Source organism: Petralouisia sp. (assembly GCF_056822245.1).
Genome location: NZ_JBQIOP010000022.1, coordinates 49727 through 70647 on the forward strand (window position 1 = coordinate 49727; position 20921 = coordinate 70647).

General features: G+C 46.1%; 12 protein-coding genes. All 12 read left to right on the top strand.

Annotated elements, in window-relative coordinates:
* The first annotated feature begins 104 nt into the window (after positions 1-104).
* On the top strand, positions 105-1127 hold the full coding sequence (locus tag ACTO17_RS10480; RefSeq protein WP_482557887.1) for a C40 family peptidase: 1023 nt from the start codon (positions 105-107) through the stop codon (positions 1125-1127).
* A gap of 297 nt (positions 1128-1424) precedes the next feature.
* The gene (locus tag ACTO17_RS10485; protein WP_172537412.1) at positions 1425-1673 is read left to right on the top strand and encodes a FeoA family protein; all 249 of its coding nucleotides are present in this window, start codon (positions 1425-1427) and stop codon (positions 1671-1673) included.
* Positions 1660-3645, top strand: coding sequence for a ferrous iron transport protein B (gene feoB / locus ACTO17_RS10490; RefSeq protein WP_482557888.1), 1986 nt, complete (start codon positions 1660-1662; stop codon positions 3643-3645). Before ACTO17_RS10485 ends, feoB begins: the two co-directional genes overlap by 14 nt.
* Before the next feature lie 104 nt (positions 3646-3749).
* A complete protein-coding gene (locus ACTO17_RS10495) occupies positions 3750-5198 on the top strand; it encodes a 4Fe-4S dicluster domain-containing protein (protein ID WP_482557889.1) in 1449 nt (482 codons plus the stop codon).
* Positions 5199-5550: 352 nt separating this feature from the next.
* Positions 5551-8943 carry a hypothetical protein gene (locus tag ACTO17_RS10500; RefSeq protein ID WP_482557890.1) on the top strand — a complete coding sequence of 1131 codons (3393 nt, stop codon included), beginning with the start codon at positions 5551-5553 and terminating at the stop codon, positions 8941-8943.
* Positions 8944-8948: 5 nt separating this feature from the next.
* Complete coding sequence (srtB, locus tag ACTO17_RS10505; protein WP_482557891.1) at positions 8949-9701, top strand: class B sortase; 753 nt, start codon at positions 8949-8951, stop codon at positions 9699-9701.
* Between the two features lie 30 nt (positions 9702-9731).
* The gene (locus ACTO17_RS10510; protein ID WP_482557892.1) at positions 9732-13745 is read left to right on the top strand and encodes a hypothetical protein; all 4014 of its coding nucleotides are present in this window, start codon (positions 9732-9734) and stop codon (positions 13743-13745) included.
* Positions 13746-13919: 174 nt separating this feature from the next.
* Positions 13920-14702: an ABC transporter ATP-binding protein gene (locus ACTO17_RS10515; protein WP_172537418.1), complete on the top strand. Its 783-nt coding sequence runs from the start codon at positions 13920-13922 to the stop codon at positions 14700-14702.
* Complete coding sequence (locus ACTO17_RS10520) at positions 14692-15882, top strand: ABC transporter permease subunit (protein ID WP_482557893.1); 1191 nt, start codon at positions 14692-14694, stop codon at positions 15880-15882. Before ACTO17_RS10515 ends, ACTO17_RS10520 begins: the two co-directional genes overlap by 11 nt.
* A 356-nt stretch (positions 15883-16238) precedes the next feature.
* Positions 16239-17084, top strand: a complete 846-nt coding sequence (gene licT, locus ACTO17_RS10525) for a BglG family transcription antiterminator LicT (RefSeq protein WP_172537420.1) — start codon at positions 16239-16241, stop codon at positions 17082-17084.
* Positions 17085-17231: 147 nt separating this feature from the next.
* Positions 17232-19229 (top strand): beta-glucoside-specific PTS transporter subunit IIABC, encoded by a 1998-nt coding sequence (locus ACTO17_RS10530; RefSeq protein ID WP_482557894.1) that lies wholly within the window; start codon positions 17232-17234, stop codon positions 19227-19229.
* 79 nt (positions 19230-19308) lie between these two features.
* Positions 19309-20736, top strand: a complete 1428-nt coding sequence (locus tag ACTO17_RS10535) for a 6-phospho-beta-glucosidase (RefSeq protein ID WP_482557895.1) — start codon at positions 19309-19311, stop codon at positions 20734-20736.
* Positions 20737-20921 lie beyond the last annotated feature (185 nt).

Genomic DNA, 20921 nt, shown 5'->3' on the forward strand with positions numbered 1-20921 from the left:
TTTCGGTTGATATAATTTACACATACTAGTAAACATGTATTTATTTTAGTAAAAAGCAGATAACACAGGAAAATAGAAGATACAGAATTGTCTGGGAGGTCAAGATGAAGAAAAGTGAGTTCAGAAGAGTAATTGCAGCATGTATGACAGGAGCAGTTGTATTTGGGGCAGTTCAGATGCCGGTGAAGGCAGCCGGGAACATGGAGGCGGGAGTCACAGCCATGTTAAGCCAGAGTCTTACGGCGGAAACAGACGGGGCGGCTGAAGAGCCTGCGGCTCCGGCTACTGTGTGCGGTTACACGAATCTGGGAATTGCCCAGGTGGAGAATCATTTGAATATTCGGGAGGGCGCCGGAGAAGAGTATGATCTGGTGGGTAAGCTGCCGGTGGACGCCGGGTGCGAAATCTTATCCCAGGAGGGAGAATGGTTTCAGATTCAGTCCGGTAAGGTAACCGGATATGTGAAGGGCGAATATCTGCTGACAGGCCAGGAAGCAGCGGCCCGTGCAGATGAAGTGAAGTCCATTGTTGCAACTTCTGCGACACAGACTTTGAATGCAAGAGTAGAACCCAATACAGACTGTTCCATCTGGACGATGATTGCAGAAGGAGAAGAACTCCAGATGATAGAGGATCAGGGCGACTGGCTGAAGGTAGATGTGGACGGCGACGAATGCTATGTGGCAAGAGAGTTTGTAGAGCTTTCCGAACAGCTTCCCAAGGCGATGACCATGACGGAGATCCGCTATGGAGAAGGTATTTCTGATGTCCGCGTAGACATGGTTCAGTATGCGTGTCAGTTTGTAGGAAACCGGTATGTCTGGGGCGGTACAAGCCTTACCAACGGTGTGGACTGTTCCGGGTTTACCATGAAGATTTATGAGAAATACGGCATTTATCTGCCTCATTCCTCCAGTGCGCAGTCTGGATATGGGACAAGAATCAACCCCAATGAAGCGAAACCGGGAGACCTGTTCTTCTACGGAAACGGCGGCGGTATCAACCATGTGGCAATGTACATCGGCAACGGACAGGTAGTGCATGCAAGCTCTGCCCGGACGGGAATTAAGATTTCCAATGCCTTTTACCGTTCCCCAATCTGCGTCACAAGACTGATCAGTGATTAAGGATTTGGCCGTATTTGTACACAATAATAACATATAAGAGATTAGAAGGGGCTGTTGCAAACTGCAGCTATATACAAAATATGGATGAGAACTTTGAGTTCTGAATGCCATATTTTGTATATAGAAGCTATTTGCGGCAGTCTCTTTTGCGTTACCCTGTAATATTTTTTATATATTTCGGTAAAAAATGCAGCGGAACACAAACAGAAATCATTCTTATGGTATTTTACTATTGATAATCATTATCATTTGTGGTACTATCTGTAGTGATAGAAGAAGAGAATCGAGGTTTACAATATGACAATACTGGACGGTACCATCCATTGTGCGTACACAGTGACAGACATTTCCATGGAAGAGAATATTATGCGCCGCCTGGAATCCCTGGGCATTAACAGCGGCACCAGGCTGCTGCTGATGAACCGGAAACGGAACGGCACAGTGATTATCAAGGCGCGGGGAACCCGCTGGGCAATCGGAAGAGACATTGCAGTGGGAATTCTGGTTCAGCCGGCAGAGGAGGAAATGTCAGATGGAAGTAATTAGAGTTGGATTTGTGGGAAACCCCAATTGCGGAAAAACCACATTGTTTAATGCATATACCGGTGCGAACCTGAAGGTGGCTAACTGGCCCGGAGTTACCGTGGAAAAAGTGGAAGGAGAGACGAGTTATAAGGGGCAGAAGCTGAAATTAATTGATTTGCCGGGGATTTACAGCCTGACGTCTTATTCCATTGAGGAGAAGGTCTCCCGGCGGTGCATTATGAAGCATGAGGTGGACGTGATTGTAAATGTGGTAGACGCCTCTGCCCTGGAACGGAATCTGTATCTGACCATGCAGCTGCTGGAACTGGGAAAGCCGGTTATTCTGGCATTGAACATGATGGACATTGTAGAAGAGCGGGGGATGGAAATTGATCTGCACCGCCTGCCGGAAATGCTGGGGGGAATTCCGGTGGTGCCTGTTTCGGCAAGGAAAAGAAACGGACTGGATGTGCTGCTTCATGCAGTGGTGCATCATTATGAAGAAAAGCACCGGCCGGAAATTGTCACCTATCAGCCGATGATAGAAGAGAAGATCCGCCTGCTGGAGCCGGAATTAAAACAGAAATACCAGATACTGGAAAATCCCCGCTGGTATGCATTGAAGCTGTTGGAGCGGGATTCGGAGATTGAAGAGCTGTATCCTCTGGAGCTGCCAGAGGTGCTGGACAGAAGTTATGAAAAAGACATTATCAATCAGAAATACGACTACATAGAAGAAGTGCTGGAGGATACTTTATTTTATAAATCAGAGAAAGCCGCATTTACCGACAGGGTTGATGAAATACTGACCCATCCCATCTGGGGAATGCCGATTTTCTTCGGAATTATGGCGGTGGTTTTCTTTCTGACCTTTTTCGTGGGAGATGCGTTAAAGGGCGGGTTTGAAGTGATTCTGGATACGGCGGCCAATGGCGTTTTGCATTTGATGGAGAGCATTCATGTGGCTGACTGGATGATTTCCCTGGTGGTGGACGGCATTCTGGCGGGAGTTGGAGGAATCCTGACCTTCCTTCCAAATATTTTTATCCTGTTTCTGGCTCTTGCCATGTTGGAGGACAGCGGCTATATGGCAAGGGTGGCCTATGTGATGGATGGACTGATGGGGCATTTAGGCCTGTCCGGCAAGGCGTTTCTGCCTATGGTTCTGGGATTCGGCTGCACTGTTCCTGCGGTAATGGCCACAAGGGCATTGGAGAAAGAATCCGACCGAAGGCGTACGATACTCATCACGCCTTTTATGTCCTGTTCCGCAAGGCTTCCCATTTATGTGCTGTTTGCGGATATGTTTTTCGGAAAATACGCGATGTTTGCAGCCCTTTCCATGTATTTTATCGGAATGGCGGTGGCAATTATCGCTGCATTGATGATTCATCGTGTGGAAACCCACCGGTCTCATCATACCCTTTTAATTGAACTGCCGGAATATAAAACGCCCAATGCCAGAACCATTGCCATTTATGTCTGGGAGAAAGTGAAAGGGTATCTGACGAAAGCGGGTACTACGATTTTCATTGCCTCCATTATTATCTGGTTTCTTTTGAATTTCGGTATCCACGGCATGGTAACGGAAGTTTCCGAAAGTTTTGGCGCAATTTTGGGCCATTGGATGGAGCCGATTCTTGCTCCGGCGGGACTGGGCATGTGGCAGATTGGAGTGGCTTTGATATCCGGTATTTCTGCCAAGGAAGTGGTGGTCAGCAGCTTTTGCGTGCTGTTTGGAATCAGCAATGTGAATTCCGCATCAGGAATGACAGCGCTGCTGGGACGGCTTGCAGAAGTTGGCTTCGGCCCTCTGAATGCCTACAGCATGATGATTTTCTGCCTTTTGTACGTTCCCTGCGCAGCAACCATCGGAACCATTAAGAAAGAAACAGGCTCTGTGAAGTTTACATTAAAGATGCTGATATTCCAGATGGTTCTTGCCTGGCTTGCAGCTGTGCTGACCTACCAGATTGGAAGTTTGTTGGGGTAAGCTTTTTGGAAAGTATTTTCTGAAAAACAAGGCAGAATTCTCTTGCAGTGCCGCCACAGGCATGTTAAACTATTAACAAACAAAAAAGAGAGAGGTAAAATACGATGTATGCTGATGAAAATGTAATTAGAATCAAACATGATGTACTTTACGAAGTGGCAAAGCTGGCATTTGCAGGAGAACTGGATGCAAAAAGAGATCACATTGCAATGGAGCTGATTCCGGGGCCCACGCCTAAATTCCGCTGCTGTATCTACAAAGAGCGTGAAATTATCCGCCAGAGGGTACGGCTTGCAGAGGGGAAGGCTCCCGGGTCTGTGGATGACGGGAATATTATTCAGGTTCTCAAGTCTGCCTGCGAGGACTGTCCCATTTCCAGTTACACAGTGACAGAGAACTGCCAGAACTGTATTGGAAAGGCATGTATCAACGCCTGCAAATTCGGCGCCATTGAAATGGGCAGGGAGCGTTCCCATATTGACGCCTCCAAATGTAAAGAGTGCGGAAAGTGCGCTCAGGCATGTCCCTACAATGCCATTGCCCATCTGAAACGCCCCTGTAAATTCAGCTGCCCGGTGGATGCAATTACATACGATGAGCACGGAATTTCTATCATCGACAAGGAGAAATGCATTCGCTGCGGAAAATGTATTCACAGTTGTCCCTTTGGCGCCATCGGCTCTAAGACCTTTATCGTGGATGTGGTGGAAGCGTTAAAATCCGGTAAGAAAGTATACGCAATGGCAGCGCCGGCAACAGAAGGCCAGTTCGGCGCAGATATTACCACCGCAAGCTGGAAGAAAGCCATGAAGGAAATGGGCTTTGAAGATTTCTATGACGTTGGATTAGGCGGCGACATGACAGCGGCTTATGAAGCGGAAGAGTGGGCGGAAGCATACCAGGAGGGCAAGAAGAAAGTGACTTCCTGCTGTCCGGCATTTGTCAACATGGTCCGTCTCCATTATCCGCAGCTGGCAGACTGCGTATCTACCACAGTTTCTCCCATGTGCGCAGTATCCCGTCTGATTAAGGCCCAGGAACCGGACGCGGTAACCGTATTTATCGGGCCCTGCCTTGCCAAGAAATCAGAAGTAGTGGATCAGAAGATCCCGGGAAATGCAGATTATGTTTTGACTTACAGTGAAATCCGCGCGATTATGAAGGCGAAAAACGTTACACTGCAGCCATGTGAGAATGAGGATCAGATTGCTTCTGTCTACGGCAAGCGTTTTGCCAACTCCGGCGGAGTAACCGGAGCTGTACTGCAGAGCTTAAAAGAATCCGGCCATGAGATTGACGCAAAAGTCTATAAGGCAAACGGAGCGGCTGAGTGTAAGAAAGCGCTGCTTCTGTTAAGAGCTGCAAAACTGCCGGAGGACTTTGTGGAGGGCATGATTTGCGATGGCGGATGTGTCGGCGGGCCAAGCGCATTCAATGATCAGATTTCTTCTAAGAAAAACAGAGACACCTTGATTTCACAAGCAGATGGCCGTGGAATCCATGAGAACCTGGACAATTACAAAATGGACAGTTTTTCCATGCATCGGGAATAGGCATTGCAGCTTCCTGATTGATTAAAACGATAAAGGGCTGTCGCATTAAGAAATGCAATTACAAGATATGGTATAAGAAATATTGTATCCTGTATGTTTATTTCTTAATGCGGCAGCTTTTTTGAGTGATTCTCCAAATATTTATGAAAAATGATGAATTTTTTATATTTTTAATCCAAAAATCATAAAAAAATAGTAGAAAAATCTTCCATTTTATGAAAAAAGATGTATAATATGTAGTATATAGGTAAAAGGTACTGTGTTTGAATGGAAAGGGAGGGAGATAACGCGTCAAAGTGACAGATTGTATGTTGTTGGAAACCATTTGAATTAATACAGGGAGGTATAAGGGATGAGAAAATCAGGAAGAAAATTTCTGGGAATTATACTGGCGGCAGTGATTGCTGCTGTATCGGCAGTTCCCGTACAGAGCATGGCGGCAGAAAGAGCAAAAAGCGCTGAATACGGGACACATGCAAAAGCTTCTTTGGCAGAAAAAGAAACGGTAAAACGAAAGGCGTCCGCTGAAGATACAGTAACAGAAATGCGGAATTTGCAAAAGCAGAATCAAGAGACGGAAGCAGGGGACAGCGCAAAACGGTCTGTAGTGGAAGAAATGGAAGGAAAGACATTTATGCTTCCCGGAAACAGCGAAGATGAAATGATTCCCCGAACAGATTCCTATGATATTAATCCGCCGGTAATTCAAAGCTTTGAATTCGGGGAAAATGGAGAGGCATTGACAGTCAAAGATACCCTTCGTTTTACCGTATCAGCTTATGATGCAGACGGTGAAATTGATGAGATTTATGTTTATGTATCCTGCAGTGACCCCCAGGGAACAGGTGCATCAGTAAGACTTGAAAAGAGCGGAGAGGGAAATCTCTATACCGGAGCCCTTTCCTGCAGTGAATTGAAAGGGAAGAATTTTTATATTTCCGGTGTCCGCGCAGAAGATAAAGCGGACAATTATACAGACTGGGACGTCTGGGATGAGAACGGGCAGTACCGTTACCAGTTTACTCTGGATGCGGAAGTAAACGTAGATGAGAATGTGGTGGTTTCGAATTTCAGGATGCAGGTGAGTGCGTCTCAGGCGGACGGTAAATTAAGGGCGGGAGACACGGTAACTTATACGGCCGATGTAACCTGCAAAGATGAAACCATCAGTCAGCTCCAACTGTATCTTTACACAAATACAGAAGGCTATTATGGATCACAATCTGTCAGTGCAGATTACAGCGCTGATACTCGTTCACTGACAGGCGTTTATACAGTAATTGAGGAAACGTATCCTGCGGAATGGGGACTGGAGCAGGTTTATGTGTATGTGGAAGCCGGAAAGAGCTATAATTTTTATCCCACTCAGACAGAGCCGGGTGCAGACCTGAGATTTACAGTGGTTCAGGAGAATTTTGATACTGAGAAACCTGTGATTGAAGATATATCTATTGATAAGAACGGTGAGATAGTTAAGGCCGGGGATGTGATTACGATAACCGTGAAAGTAAAAGAGGAGCATCCTTTGGAACATGCATCGGCATGGTTTTATCCCCAGGTAGAACAGGTATCGGCGTCCGCTTATGTTGATCTGGAGTTCCATGCCTCCACGGGAGAGTATATAGGCGTCATCAACGTAACGGAAGATATGTATCCCTGCGAATGGGCGCTGACAAGTCTGAGTGTGTGCGATGAAGTTGGGCATATAACAAATATAAGTGAGTTCCGGGAGGATGTGTATGACACTTATCCCTGGTATTTCAATGTAAAGTCAGGAAATACATTCCGGGAAGATATGAAAAATGTAACCTTCACATTCTATGGCCTGGCCAGGCAGGAGGACGGAAGCTTTCAGCCCGATTCTTTGATGTTCATCCAGACAGTGGAAAACGTAGGGCGGAGAGCTTCTTTAAAGGAGCTGGGAGTATCTTTTCCCCAGTCAATGGAAGGGCTCACCGCAGCATGGACTTATGGCTGGAGAAGTTTGGAGGAAGATGAAAATACGAGACTGCTTTTTAACAGTTCAACGGATATGATGTTGGCTTTTTATGCCAGCTATGAGAAAGGATGCGCCAATGTAAGGCTTACTTATATGACAGAGGACAGCGGCATAAAGGAAATCTGCATTCCCGTAATTGCGGATAAAGAAACGGCTTATGGGAATATCCTGGAACTTCTGGAATTGCCGGAGGATGTCAGAACAGAAGATTTTGCCGGGCTTCAGCTGACTTACAATGACGATTATCACAATGAAACGACCCGGATAGGAGATTGCGCTTACCTTTATGCAGAGGCAGTGTACAGAAACTGCCAGGCAGCGTGGAATACAAGATATGTGGGAGAGGACGGCCAGGAAGTATCCCAGGTGATCAGCAAATCATATCTGGAGGGAACCAAGATAAGCGATGCCCTGGCAGAACTGGAGGCGCCAAAGACAGGAAACGGCCTGGAGTTTGCAGGATGGGTTTTGACAGATTCCGTTTCTGAGGATACCTTTTCCCAGTCTGTGACAAGCCTGAATGTGGTTGCAGTATATCAGGGAAAAACAACGGCAGACGCATCTTATACTTACCGGGGCGAGGATGGTAAAATCACATGCGGCAGTAAAATGATGCTGCTGAATGGAGAGAATCTTACAGATACAGAGATTCAGGGAGAAGCGTCCGAAGCATTTAAAGCTGCCGGACATCTGTCAGGATTAATTCTGTCTGAATGGACATGCGCGCTTGAGGTGAATCAGGAAAGATATAAAAAAGTACAGTTTCAGGCAGTATATGCCAACTGCGTGGTAGTTCTGAAATATCCGGACGATACCTGTCAGTATATTGTTGCAGACAAAAACTCAGAATTCCTGCTGCCGGCGGAAAATGAGAAATACAAAGAGATACGTTGGGAAGGCTGTACCATCGGAGAGAAAATAGTCATTACCGGTGACAGGGAATTTCTTGTTGCGGAGTATAAACTGCAGGATGGAGCAGCGGACGCGCCGGCAGGAGAGAAGCTTCCGGAAGAAGAAATTGCCAAAATTCTGACAGAAATTGAGGACGCTTCGGCAGGGACTTCCATTAAAATTGATATGAAAAAGGCCACTGTGGTGCCCAAAGAAATTCTGGCTGCAATACAGGGGAAACAGGTAGATATTGTTCTGGACATGGGAGCATACAGTTGGTCCATTGGCGGCACAGAAGTGCTTGCGGACGAATTAAAGGATATTGATTTGGAGGTGAAGATCGGAACCAATGCAGTGCCCGCTAGTCTTGTGGCTTCCCTTGCAGAAGGAAAACCTGTGACTCAGCTTTCTCTGACCCACAATGGTGAATTTGGATTCCGCGCAGATCTCACGCTGAATCTTGGAAGCGAAAACAGCGGCGGTACCGGGAATCTGTATTATTACGACAGCAGCGGAAAACTGATCTTTCGAAATGCCGGGCAGATAGGGGCAGATGGAACTGCCAGCCTTTCTTTTTCCCATGCGTCGGATTATGTAATTGTTATTGATTCAGGCAAAGGAGAGCCGGAGGAAAAAGAGGAAGAGGAGAAGGAGGATAAAGAAGTTTCAAAGGCAGAAAATCCAGAGGAAGATCAGGAAAAAAATGCCAATAAGAAACAAAATGAGAGAAAAATCTCAGATCAGGAAACAGCAAATGTCCGAAAAAATAAAAATTACATAACAAAGGATTCTGGGGAAACCACCAAAGATGATTCAAATCAGAACCAGAGAAAAAGTCCAAAGACAGGGGAATAACAGATATGAAATTAGAAAAAAAGAATGTATGGTCCGTTCTTATCGTTGTGATGTTCGGCCTGGCAGTTTCACTGGCAAGCCTTCGCACAGGGAATGTGAATGGTTTTGGGGATACCGCAGCTTCTGTGGAATTGTCCCTGGATTCGGCTGCAGGCAGTGTGAAGCATACCGATGAATCTGGAAATGTAACCGTTGATTTTGAAATGCTAAAAGAGTGGAATCCGGATATTTATGCCTGGATCACCGTCCCGGGAACCAACATAGATTATCCGGTTCTGCAGAAAAGTGATACAGAGGATCTCTATGATAATTACTATCTGGATCATACGGTGGATTTGGAGGAAGGGCTGCCTGGGGCTATTTACAGCCAGCCGGTCAATCAGAAAGATTTTATGGATTCTGTTACGGTTCTCTATGGGCATAACATGAAAAACGGAGAGATGTTTACCGGTCTCCATGAATTCGAAAACAGAGATTTTTTTGATAAAAACCGACAGATTTTTATTTACACGCCAAATGGAGTCCTTACATATGAGATCTTTGCAGCGGTGGATTTTTCGGATGCATTGATTCCGTATGAGTATTCTTTCAGCGACAGCGCTCAGCTTCAGAACTATATAAAAGATGTGAAAAACTGTGCAGGAAATTTTCAGGAAGGAGTGAGTGTTTCAGCAGACGACAAAATTCTTACGCTGTCTACCTGCTATAGCGGACAGGATGACAGGCGCCTTTTAATTGAAGCGGTACTGATTTTGTAGTGTGAAAATTTAATAGGGAGGGATAATACCATGAAAAAATCAGGAAGGAGATTACTGGGGCTGCTGCTGGCAGCTTCCATGGCAATGACAGCGGCGGTCCCGACACAGGGGGCAGAAGCCGAAGGCTCAAACATGGAATACGAAGAAACGGAACAAAAGAAATCTGAATCGGAACTGGAAGAAAATCCGGGAATGCTTCTCCAAAACGGACTGGAGGAGGATACTGTAACGCCCCGGGATGATTCCTACGATATTAATTGCCCGGTCATTGAGAACTTTGAACTGGAAGAAAACGGGCAGACTTTGGATGAAACAGCCACCGTTCATTTTAATCTGTGGATGTATGATGCGGACAGTGATATTCAGGTGGTATCTGTAGAACTGTATTCTTCAAATACCGGTATAAGAAATCTGGTATTTGAAAAAAGCGGCCAGGGAAATCTCTATACCTCATCTATCTCCTGTGGGCAGCTGTCAGAAGGGCGTCACTGCATTACACGCATTTATGCTGAAGACGCCAAGGGCAATTACACGAATTTTAATGTATACGAAGAGGACGGACAGGAGCGTTACTGGTTTATCAAAGAGACTAAAAAAATAGAAGGGACGGTAACGCTCTCAGGACTGAAGATGAAGAAAAATATGCAGGAGGAAGGGGAGACGTTAAAAGCCGGAGACAGTGTAACTTATACGGCAGACGTCCACTGTGAGAATGAAAAAATCACGGATGTCCAGATGAACATAATTTATAAAGAGAAATCCAGGGATTTGAATATTAATTCTGTCTACCAGGAAGAAGAGGGAATAATATCAGGTGAGTACCGGGTGGCAGAGCAAACATATCCGGGAGAATGGGAGCTGAATTATATTTGGATACGTACAAGTTCCGGAAAACGCATGTTTTTTGAGCCAAAGGAGATTGGGTCGGAGGAAGAACTGGCGTTTACAGTGGAGCAGGATTATGATGAAACCAAGCCTGTGATTGAGAGTATTGACATCGGTGAAAACGGGCGGACGGTTCAGGCGGGAGAAACCGTTGAGATAAAGGTAAAGGTACAGGAGGAGCATCCCGCTGAGGTTGGAGCCGCCCGTTTCAGTCTGCAGGAATCCAATCGGACAGACACCCGGGATGTCACCCTCAGATACCATGCGGACACGAAGGAATACACAGGAGAAATTGAAATTATAGAATCCACGTATCCGGGCAGGTGGGAGCTTACTTCTTTATGGGTGAAGGACACTTATGAAAATTATGCAGATTTGGAAGATTATGAAATGGAGCATCAGAATGCTTCCAGATATTATATAGTTTCCCCGGATGCTTATGATGCAGAGGGACCGGTGATCAAGGGGATCTGGCTGGACAAAAACGGACAGACCGTGGAAGCGGGAAGCAGAGTATCCATAGAGGTGGAGGTGGAGGAACAAAATCCTGCGCCTTATGCGGACATCAGGTTTGTCTCGAAGGAATTAGACTACTATTATGCTTCCATATCTGTGAGTCTGCAATACAACGAGAGCGCCCATAAGTATGCGGGAACCATAGATATCACCAAAACGACTGAGCCTGGGAGATGGGAACTGGCGGAGCTCACGCTCCGGGATGAGAACTTCAATTACACCAGTCTGTCAGAATGTGAGGAGATTCTGGCTGAAGGCCCCTGGTATTTTATCGTAGATCCCCAGGGGTATGATTCGGAGAGTCCGGTGATTGAGCGCTTGACCATAGACAAAAACGGCCAGTGGGTCAGCCCTGGGGAAACCGTAAATATCAGTATTAAGGTAACGGAGAAAAATCCTTCCCCCTCAGCAGTGGCATATTTCCATCCCCAGGTAACCAATGTGTCCGTTTCAGAACGTGTTGATTTGACATACAATTCTGAGACGCAGGAATATACGGGAAGCATTTCCATTACGGAGGACACCTACCCCTGTGAGTGGGCGCTTACGAGTCTGGAGCTTAAAGACAGTGTAGGGTACTGGGCGTATCTGACCGATTTTCAGCCAGGCTGGGTGTATACCAGGCCCTGGTATTATAAAGTAAAATCAAAAAATACCTACCGGGAAGATTTTAAGAATGTGACATTCCGTTTCTATGGTTATGCACAGATGGAGGACGGCAGTTATCAGCCTAATTCCCTGATTTCTTCTGAAACGGTGGAACATGTGGGAAGAAGAGCTACGCTGAATGAACTTGGAATTTTTCCAAAACCCATTGACGGAGTGGATACGGTATGGAACTATGAATGGCATAACTGGGAAGTAGACGGAGATATGGAATTGCTGTTTGAAAGCTCGGGAGACATGACGTGTAATTTTTATGCCAGATATGATAAGGGCTGCGCCAACGTCAACCTGACATATCTGTCAGAAGAAAAAGGTATTCAGGAAATCATGCTTCCGGTATTTGCAGACCGGGAGACAACATATCAGGAAATCACAGATCTCCTGGAATTGCCGGCAGATGCCAAAACAGAAGATTTTGCAGGATTTCAGCTGCAGGACGGCTGTGATGGAAGCGCAGTGGTAGGAGAAATGGCATATTTGTCCGTAAAAGCAGTATACAACAGCTGCCAGGTGGCATGGAATACCAGATACCTGGATCAAAGGGGCAGGGAAATTACGAAAGTAATTGCCAAATCTTATCCGGAAGGAATCAGGGTAAGCGACGCCCTTGCCCAGTTGGAAGAACCGGAAGAGACGGAGGGTATGAACTGGAAAGGCTGGATTCTTACAGCCGCCGATACCGAAGAAACTCTGTCACAGCCAATGACGGCAATAGATGCGGCGGCAGTGTACCATGGAAAGACTACTGCGGAAGTGTCTTATTCTTATCGGGGAAAAGATGGCAAAGCCTGCGGCAGCAAATGGATGCTGATGGAGGGAGAGGATCTTTCTGATGCGGAGATTCAGGGAGCAGCCACAAACGCATTCAAAGAAGCTGAGCATTTGAACGGATTAAAGCTGTCTGAGTGGACAGGCACCATTCAGCTGGATCTGGGAAATTATAAAAAGATCAGCTTTGAGGCCCAATACCACAACTGTGTGGTACAGCTGAAGTATCCGGATGGAGCCTGTCAGTATGTGGTTGTGGACAAAGGCTCAAGCTATACGCTGCCGGATGAAAACGAGAAATATGAAGATATTCTCTGGGAAGGCTTCAGCAAGGGAGAAACCATTGTAGTTACAGAGGATCGGGAGATACTTGCAGCCAACGCCAGGCTGAAAGAAACACAAGTGGAACAGCCGAAAGGGGAAAAACTTTCGGAAGATGAAATTGCAAAAATTATTGAGGAAGTTGAAAAAGCTGACGCGGGGGCAGTCATTCAAATCGACATGAAGAAAGCTACCGTAGTGCCCAAAGAGATTCTGGAGGCGATCCAGGGAAAACCGGTGGACATTGTGCTCAATTTAGACGGTTATGGATGGTCCATCGGCGGAGATGAGGTATTTGCCTCAGAATTGATGGATATTGATCTGGAAGTGAAGATTGGAGCCGATGCAGTGCCCTCACAGCTTGTTGCATCCATTGCGGGAGGAAAGCCAACCACGCAGCTTTCTCTGACCCATAACGGCAATTTTGGATTCCGGGCAGATTTGATTCTGAATCTGGGCAGCATGAACAGCGGCGGTGTCGGAAATCTGTATTATTATGACAGCGATGGGAAACTGAAATTCATGAATGCCGGACAGATCGGAGAAGACGGAACCACAAGCCTTTCTTTTTCCCATGCGTCGGATTACGTGGTTGTCATTGATAATCTGCAGCAGGAGGATAAAAAGGAAGAAGATTCAGAAGATAACAGCCAGACCAGTGGCAGCGGAACCGACGGCAGCCAGAACGACGGCAGTCAGGCCAATGATCAAACGTCAAAAACCGTTCCGGACAGTGAAAAAGAAAAAAATTCCGGCAATAATCATGCCGGCCGGGAAACCATAAGCATTCGGAAAAATGAAACCAGTCTGACCGGGGATTCTGCCAAAACAGAGACCGGCGGCAAAGATTCCGGGGAAAGAAAAAGTCCCAAAACAGGAGACAAATAAGCGAAGTTAAAATGTAGCCAGAGCCAGTAAAAAGCGCAAAATCTGCGGAGTAATCCGGGATTTTGTGCTTTTTGGCATTTAAAACAGGATAAATATGTCACTTGACAGATCCTATAATCTATTTTATTGTATCATACGAATAGTACAATAATACATAGCAAGAAAGGAATGGATATGAAAGAGTTACTACAGGTGCGGGAGTTGAAGAAAACCTTTAAAATTTCCGCAAAACAGCAGAAAATCCAGAAAACGAAGGAAAGAATCAAAGTGGCAGTAAATCACCTGAGTTTTACCGCGTATCAGGGAGAGGTATTCGGACTTCTGGGCTCCAACGGCGCAGGGAAAACAACCACTTTGCGGATGATTGCTTCTCTGATTTCGCCGGATGCGGGAGATGTGCTCGTGGACGGCACCAGCGTAGTGAAGAATCCTGGCGAGGTGCGGAAAAAGATTGGGTTTTTAACCAGTGAATTGAAACTGGAGGAATTTTTTACCCCCAATTATCTCTTTGATTTTTTCTCTGATTTGCATGGCGTGGAGAAAGAAACCGCTGAAAAGCGGAAACGGGAATTATTTGACAAATTTCAGATTTCGAAATTTGCAGAGGTGAAAGTGGCAAATCTTTCCACTGGTATGAAACAGAAAGTATCGCTGGTGGTTTCCATTGTCCATAATCCGGATATTATCATTTTTGACGAGCCTACCAACGGCCTGGATGTACTGACCGCAAGAGTGGTGACAGATTTTCTTCTGGAGCTGAAGGCTCAGGGCAAAACCATTGTGGTATCCACCCATATTTTCAGCCTGATTGAGAAAATCTGCGACCGGGTGGGCATTATCATAGACGGAACCATGGTGGTTTGCGATACCCTGGAACATATAACAGAAGAAAAATCCCTGGAAGAGAAATTCTTTGATATTTACGCAGAAAGAGCAGGTGAGTCCTATGAAAAGTAATATGATGACAGTGATAAGGAAAGAACTGAAACGCTTTTTTACCGATCGGCGTATGGTATTAACCACGCTGCTGATGCCCGGACTCATGATTTATCTCCTGTATTCCCTGATGGGCCAGGGATTTTCCTCCCAGTTTGAAGGAACTGAGGATTTTAAAGCGAACGTGCAGGTGGAAGCTCTGCCGGAAAGCATAAAGATGGCATGGGAGCAGGATGCGCCCTTTGAATACACAGAGCTGACGGGTGCGGATGAGAAGGAGCAGGCATTGGACGCCCTGGCAAAAGGAGAGGGAGAGTATCATCTGGTGGCTGCTTTTCCGGAAAATTTTGACGCAGAGGTTGCAGAATATCAGGTTTCTTCGGGACAGCCTGCGCCGGCAGTGGAAATTTATTATAATTCCAGCAATACAGATTCCCAGACGGCCTATGGGATGATGCAGGGCATGTTGGACAGTTATGAATCTGCCCTGGCCAATAAATTTGATGTGAATCCGGAAGGAAATCAATATGATCTGGCTTCAGAGGAGGATTTGTCTGCTCAGGTATTTTCCATGATGGTGCCTATGCTGATGATGGCATTTCTGTTCAGCGGGTGCATGGCAATTGCCCCGGAATCCATTGCAGGGGAAAAAGAGCGGGGAACTATCGCTACGCTGCTGGTTACGCCCATGAAACGAAGCCATCTGGCTTTGGGAAAAGTGATAAGTCTGAGCATTATCGCTATTTTAAGCGGCCTTTCCAGTTTCCTGGGAATGATGCTGTCTCTTCCGAAGCTGATGGGAGGCGGAGATATGATCAATGCCAATGTGTATGGCATTCAGGATTATCTGGTGCTGCTGCTTGTGATTCTTTCCACAGTTCTGGTTATTGTGGCGGTGGTTTCCATTGTGTCTGCCTTTGCCAAGAATGTGAAAGAAGCCACCGGATGGGTCACGCCGATTATGGTAGTTTCCATGCTTCTGGGAGTCACCTCCATGGTGGAAAGCCTCTGCAAAACAGAGCCGGTGTGGTTTTTAATTCCGCTGTATAACAGCGTTCAGTGCATGAACGGTATTTTTTCCCTGAATACGGATATGGTAAATATTGCGGTAACAGTGGCTTCCAATGTCCTTTATGCAGGAATTGGCGTCGTGGTTCTCACAAAAATGTTTGACAGTGAGAAGGTTATGTTTTCTAAATAAGAATGCATTACCTCGGCAGTTAAATATCACAGCGTCTTACTTGCTCAAACATTCATCTGCTGCAGTATTTAAACGCCGGAGTATTATTTTGGCAGAATTACCAAATTTATAATGATATTTTTGGAGAAAACAGAGAAAGTCAATGACAGCAGAATCAGTCATTGACTTTTTCTGAAAAATGCAGTACTATAACCAGGAAAAGGATAGTGATTGCGCAGGCAAGCTAAACCTATATGCAGAATTGATACGGAAACAGTAAGAGATCTGTTTTTTCCGTATGAATTTTTCATATAGGTTTTTTCTATTTCGGAACGAAACCTGCTGTGTGAACTATAATCTGAAAAGAGGTGGGCAATATGAAGATTCGAAAAGCTCTGAATAATAATGCCGCAGTTGTCTCAGACGAAAAGGGACAGGAAAAGATTGTGATGGGAAAGGGAATCTGCTTTAAGAAGGGAGCCGGAGATGAAATTTCCAAAGAGCAGGTGGAGAAGATTTTTGAATTGTCCGGGGCTGAAGCAAACCATAAATTCCAAACGCTGATACAGGATGTTCCTATGGAGCATATGGCATTGGGGGAAGAGATTATTGCAGAGGCCAAAACACGTCTGGGGAATAAAATGAACGACATGGTGTATATTTCCCTGATAGATCATGTACATACTTCCATTGTCCGGTTTCTGGAAGGAATTACGGTGAAAAATATTCTGCAGTGGGATATCCGGAAGTTTTATAAAGAAGAATACCAGATTGGATTGTGGGCATTGGAGCTGATAGAAGAAAAATGCAGCGTAAAGCTGCCGGAGGATGAAGCGGGATTTATTGCCCTGCATCTGGCAAATGCCCAGATGGATGAGGAAAAGATGCATAATATGTACGAAATCACCCGTATTATGCAGGAAATATTGAATATTGTAAGATATTACTTTCATGTTGCCTTTGATGAAGATGATGTATATTATTACCGGTTTATCACACATCTGAAGTTTTTTGCCAAACGGCTGGCGGAACGCAAGCTCTATGAAGAGGATGACAATGATGATTTGTGGGCGGTGATCAAAGAAAAATATCCGGATACTTTCCGGTGCGTGGAAAAAATATCACAATTTATCGAGAAAAAATATAATTACAGGCTGTTAAAGGATGAGCAGCTTTATCTTACAATTCATATTGAACGGGTAATTCATAAAACCGGAAAGTAAGAAAACATAACCAGGTATGCCAGGATGGTGACAAAATGTGCAGAATGCAAAAACAGCGGCAGGCTTCTTTGGGCCGGATTTATGCAGGATGCTGCGCAGGATGGCCAAACCTTCATAAAATAAATTTTATTTTCAGGAGGAAAAAAGATGAGTAAGTATGGAAATCTGGCACAGGAAATTGTCAGGAATATCGGCGGAGCAGAGAACGTCGTCAGCCTGACCCATTGCATCACAAGGCTTCGTTTTAAATTAAAGGATGAAAGCAAAGCCAAAGACGATGTTTTAAAAAATATGGACGGTATAGTGACAGTCATGAAAAGCGGCGGTCAGTACCAGGTGGTAATCGGCAACCATGTGCCGGAAGTATATGCGGACGTAATGCCCCTGTTAGGATTGGAGGGCAAAGTGGGAGAGCAGGAGGAGGAAGCTTCTTCCGGAAATCTGTTCAACCGGTTTATTGATGTAATTTCCGGTATTTTTCAGCCGATTCTGGGAATTATGGCGGCCTGCGGTATGGTGAAAGGGTTAAATGCATTATTTGTGGCCCTGGAATGGTACGGAGATACCTGCGGAGGCTATTTAATTCTGAATGCCATCGGAGATGGATTGTTCAACTTTCTTCCGCTGTTTCTGGGATATACGGCAGCCAAGAAATTCAGCATGAAGCCAATGCTTGGCCTGGTAATTGGCGCGATTATGTGCTATCCCGCTATTCAGGGAAGCGCCCTTTCCGCCGGCGGGGATGCATTGTATACCCTGTTTTCCGGCACCATGTTTGAATCTGCAGTGTATACAGATTTTTTCGGCATTCCGCTGATTGCCCTGGACTATACGGGAACGGTGGTTCCGGTGATTTTCGTGGTGTATTTTGCCTCGAAATGCGAGAAGCTTTTCAGTAAATTTATTCCGGATTTGGTAAAATTTTTCTTTGTTCCTATGCTGACGCTGCTTGTGGCGATTCCCACAGGACTTTTGCTGATTGGGCCTCTGGCAACTTTTGCATCTTCCATGATAGCAGAAGGCGTAATTTCCGTCCGCAATTTCAGCCCTATGCTGGCAGGGGCGATTGTGGGCCTGACCTGGCAGATACTTGTTATTTTCGGGCTGCACTGGGGATTTATCCCGGTTTACATCAACAATATTATGACGAACGGATACGATAATGTTATGATGCCGTTTTTTGCATGCACCTTTGCCACTTCTGCGGTTGTACTTGCAATTTTCTTTAAGACAAAGAACAAACAGCTCAGAGAGCAGGCGCTGCCCAACTTTATTTCCGGTATTTTCGGAGTGACAGAGCCGGCTATTTACGGTATTCTGCTTCCTTTGAAGAAACCGTTTATTATCAGCTGTATTGCCGGAGGAATCGGGGGAGGATTCTACGGGGCTTTTAATTTCAGGAAATTTATGATGGGCGGCATGGGAATCTTTGAATTTCCGGCAATGATTGAGCCGGACGGAAGCATGGGCAATTTAATTGTGGCCATAACAGGCGTAATTCTTACGATGATTCTTGCGTTTGCAGCTACTATGGTTTTATATCGGGAGGAAGAGACGGAAACATTGGGTCTTAAGGCGGCCGGCCAGGGAAACGGAGCCGGAACAGGGACAGCTGTACAGGAAAATGGTTCCGGCTTTGGGACAAATAAACAGGGAACGGAAGCCGGTAAGCAGACAGAGTCCCTTACAAACAGAATAACGATTGCAAGCCCCATAGAGGGAGAGACGCTGCAGTTAGAAACCATCCATGACGATGCATTCGCTTCCGGGGTATTGGGAAAAGGCGCTGCGATTCTGCCGAAGAAGGGAGAAGTCTATGCCCCTGCAGACGGAGTGGTCTCTACGTTATTTCCTACGCTCCACGCCATAGGACTGGAAACAGATGACGGGGCAGAGCTGTTAATCCATATCGGCCTGGATACGGTGCAGCTGGAAGGAAAGGGATTCGAAGCCGTGGTAGGTCAGGGACAGCGGGTGACCCGGGGACAGCTTTTGCTGAAATTTGACATGGAATATATCAAAGGCCAGGGCTTTTGCCTGGAAACGCCGGTGATTGTGGTAAACACAGATGATTATCTGGAAGTTGCTGCAGCTGCAAAAGAGCATGTGCTGCCGGGGGATACTCTGATTACAATTGTAAAATGACAATGGAGAATGGAAGAGGAACAGGAAAATAAACACCACAATGGATGAAATATAAATCAGAATATAACAGGAGGGTTATATGGGATTACAGAAAAATTTCCTTTGGGGCGGGGCGTCCGCTGCAAACCAATGTGAGGGAGGTATTTTTGAAGGCGGCAGGGGTCTTGCCAATGTGGATGTCTGTCCGGCGGGGACAGACCGAAGCGACGTGATTTGCGGCAGACGCAAAATGCTTGCAATGGATCAGGAGCATACGTATCCCGCAGCGGAGGCAGTTGATTTTTATCATCATTTCCGGGAAGATATCCGGCTTCTTGGGGAGCTGGGAGTTCAGGTATACCGTATGAGCATTGGCTGGACCAGAATTTTCCCCAATGGGGATGAAGAGGAACCCAATGAAGCAGGGCTTGCATTTTATGAGGAAGTATTTAAAGAGTGCAGAAAATACCGGATCAAGCCGTTGGTGACCATTTCACATTTTGACTGTCCCATCGGGCTGATTAAAAAGTATGGCGGCTGGAGAAGCCGCAAAATGATCGAATGTTACCTCAGGCTGTGCCGGACGTTGTTTACGCGGTATAAAGATTACGTGACACACTGGCTGAATTTTAATGAAATAAATATGATCCTGCATGCGCCGTTTATGGGGGCGGGGCTTTGTTTTGAGCCGGGAGAGAATGAGGAAGCGGTAAAATATCAGGCGGCCCACCATGAACTGGTGGCCGGGGCTTTAGCAGTTAAGATGGCCCATGAAATTAATCCGGAGAACAAGGTGGGATGTATGTTTGCGGCAGGCAGCGCCTACCCTTACACCTGCAAACCGGAGGATGTGTGGGAAGCTCTTTTGACGGATCAGGAGAATTATTTCTTTGTGGACGTTCAGGCCCGGGGGTATTATCCCTCTTATGCAGTGAAAAGGCTGAAAAAGCGTGGAATATGGCCTGAGATGGAGCCGGAGGATCTGGATGTTCTGAAAAGCGCTCCAGTGGATTTCATTTCATTTTCCTATTATAACAGCCGCTGCATTGCCGCTCCCGGAAGCGGCGGCGAACAGGCAGAGGGAAATCTCTTTCAATCGGCCAGAAATCCTTATCTTACATTCAGTGAATGGGGATGGCCCATTGACCCTCTGGGACTGCGCATTACGCTGAACCAGGTGTATGACCGTTACCAGAAACCTTTGTTTGTCGTGGAAAACGGCCTTGGAGCCATGGATACCCCGGATGAAAACGGCGAAATTCATGACAATTACCGGATTGATTACCTGCGGGAGCATATTCGGGCCATGAAAGCGGCAGTAGAGGAGGACGGCGTGGAGCTGATGGGCTATACTTCCTGGGCGCCCATTGATTTAATCAGCGCCGGCAGCGGGGAGATGAAGAAAAGATACGGTTTTATCTATGTGGATAAGCAGGAGGACGGAAGCGGCACTCTTGCCCGGAGCAGAAAAGATTCCTTTTACTGGTATCAGAAGGTGATTGAAACCAACGGAGAAGAACTTGGATAAATTCAGGAATGCATGAGTGATTAATTTAACATATTTAACCGCCGGAGTAATAACAAGGGCTGCCATTTTCTGGCGGCCCTTATGTATGTGCGCCCAGTATGGGCGCAATCTAATCGGTGAAAGTCCGTAACACGCCCTGATAGTGGGAAGTGTATAGCCAAGAGCAAGGGTGTCCATCGTGAGGT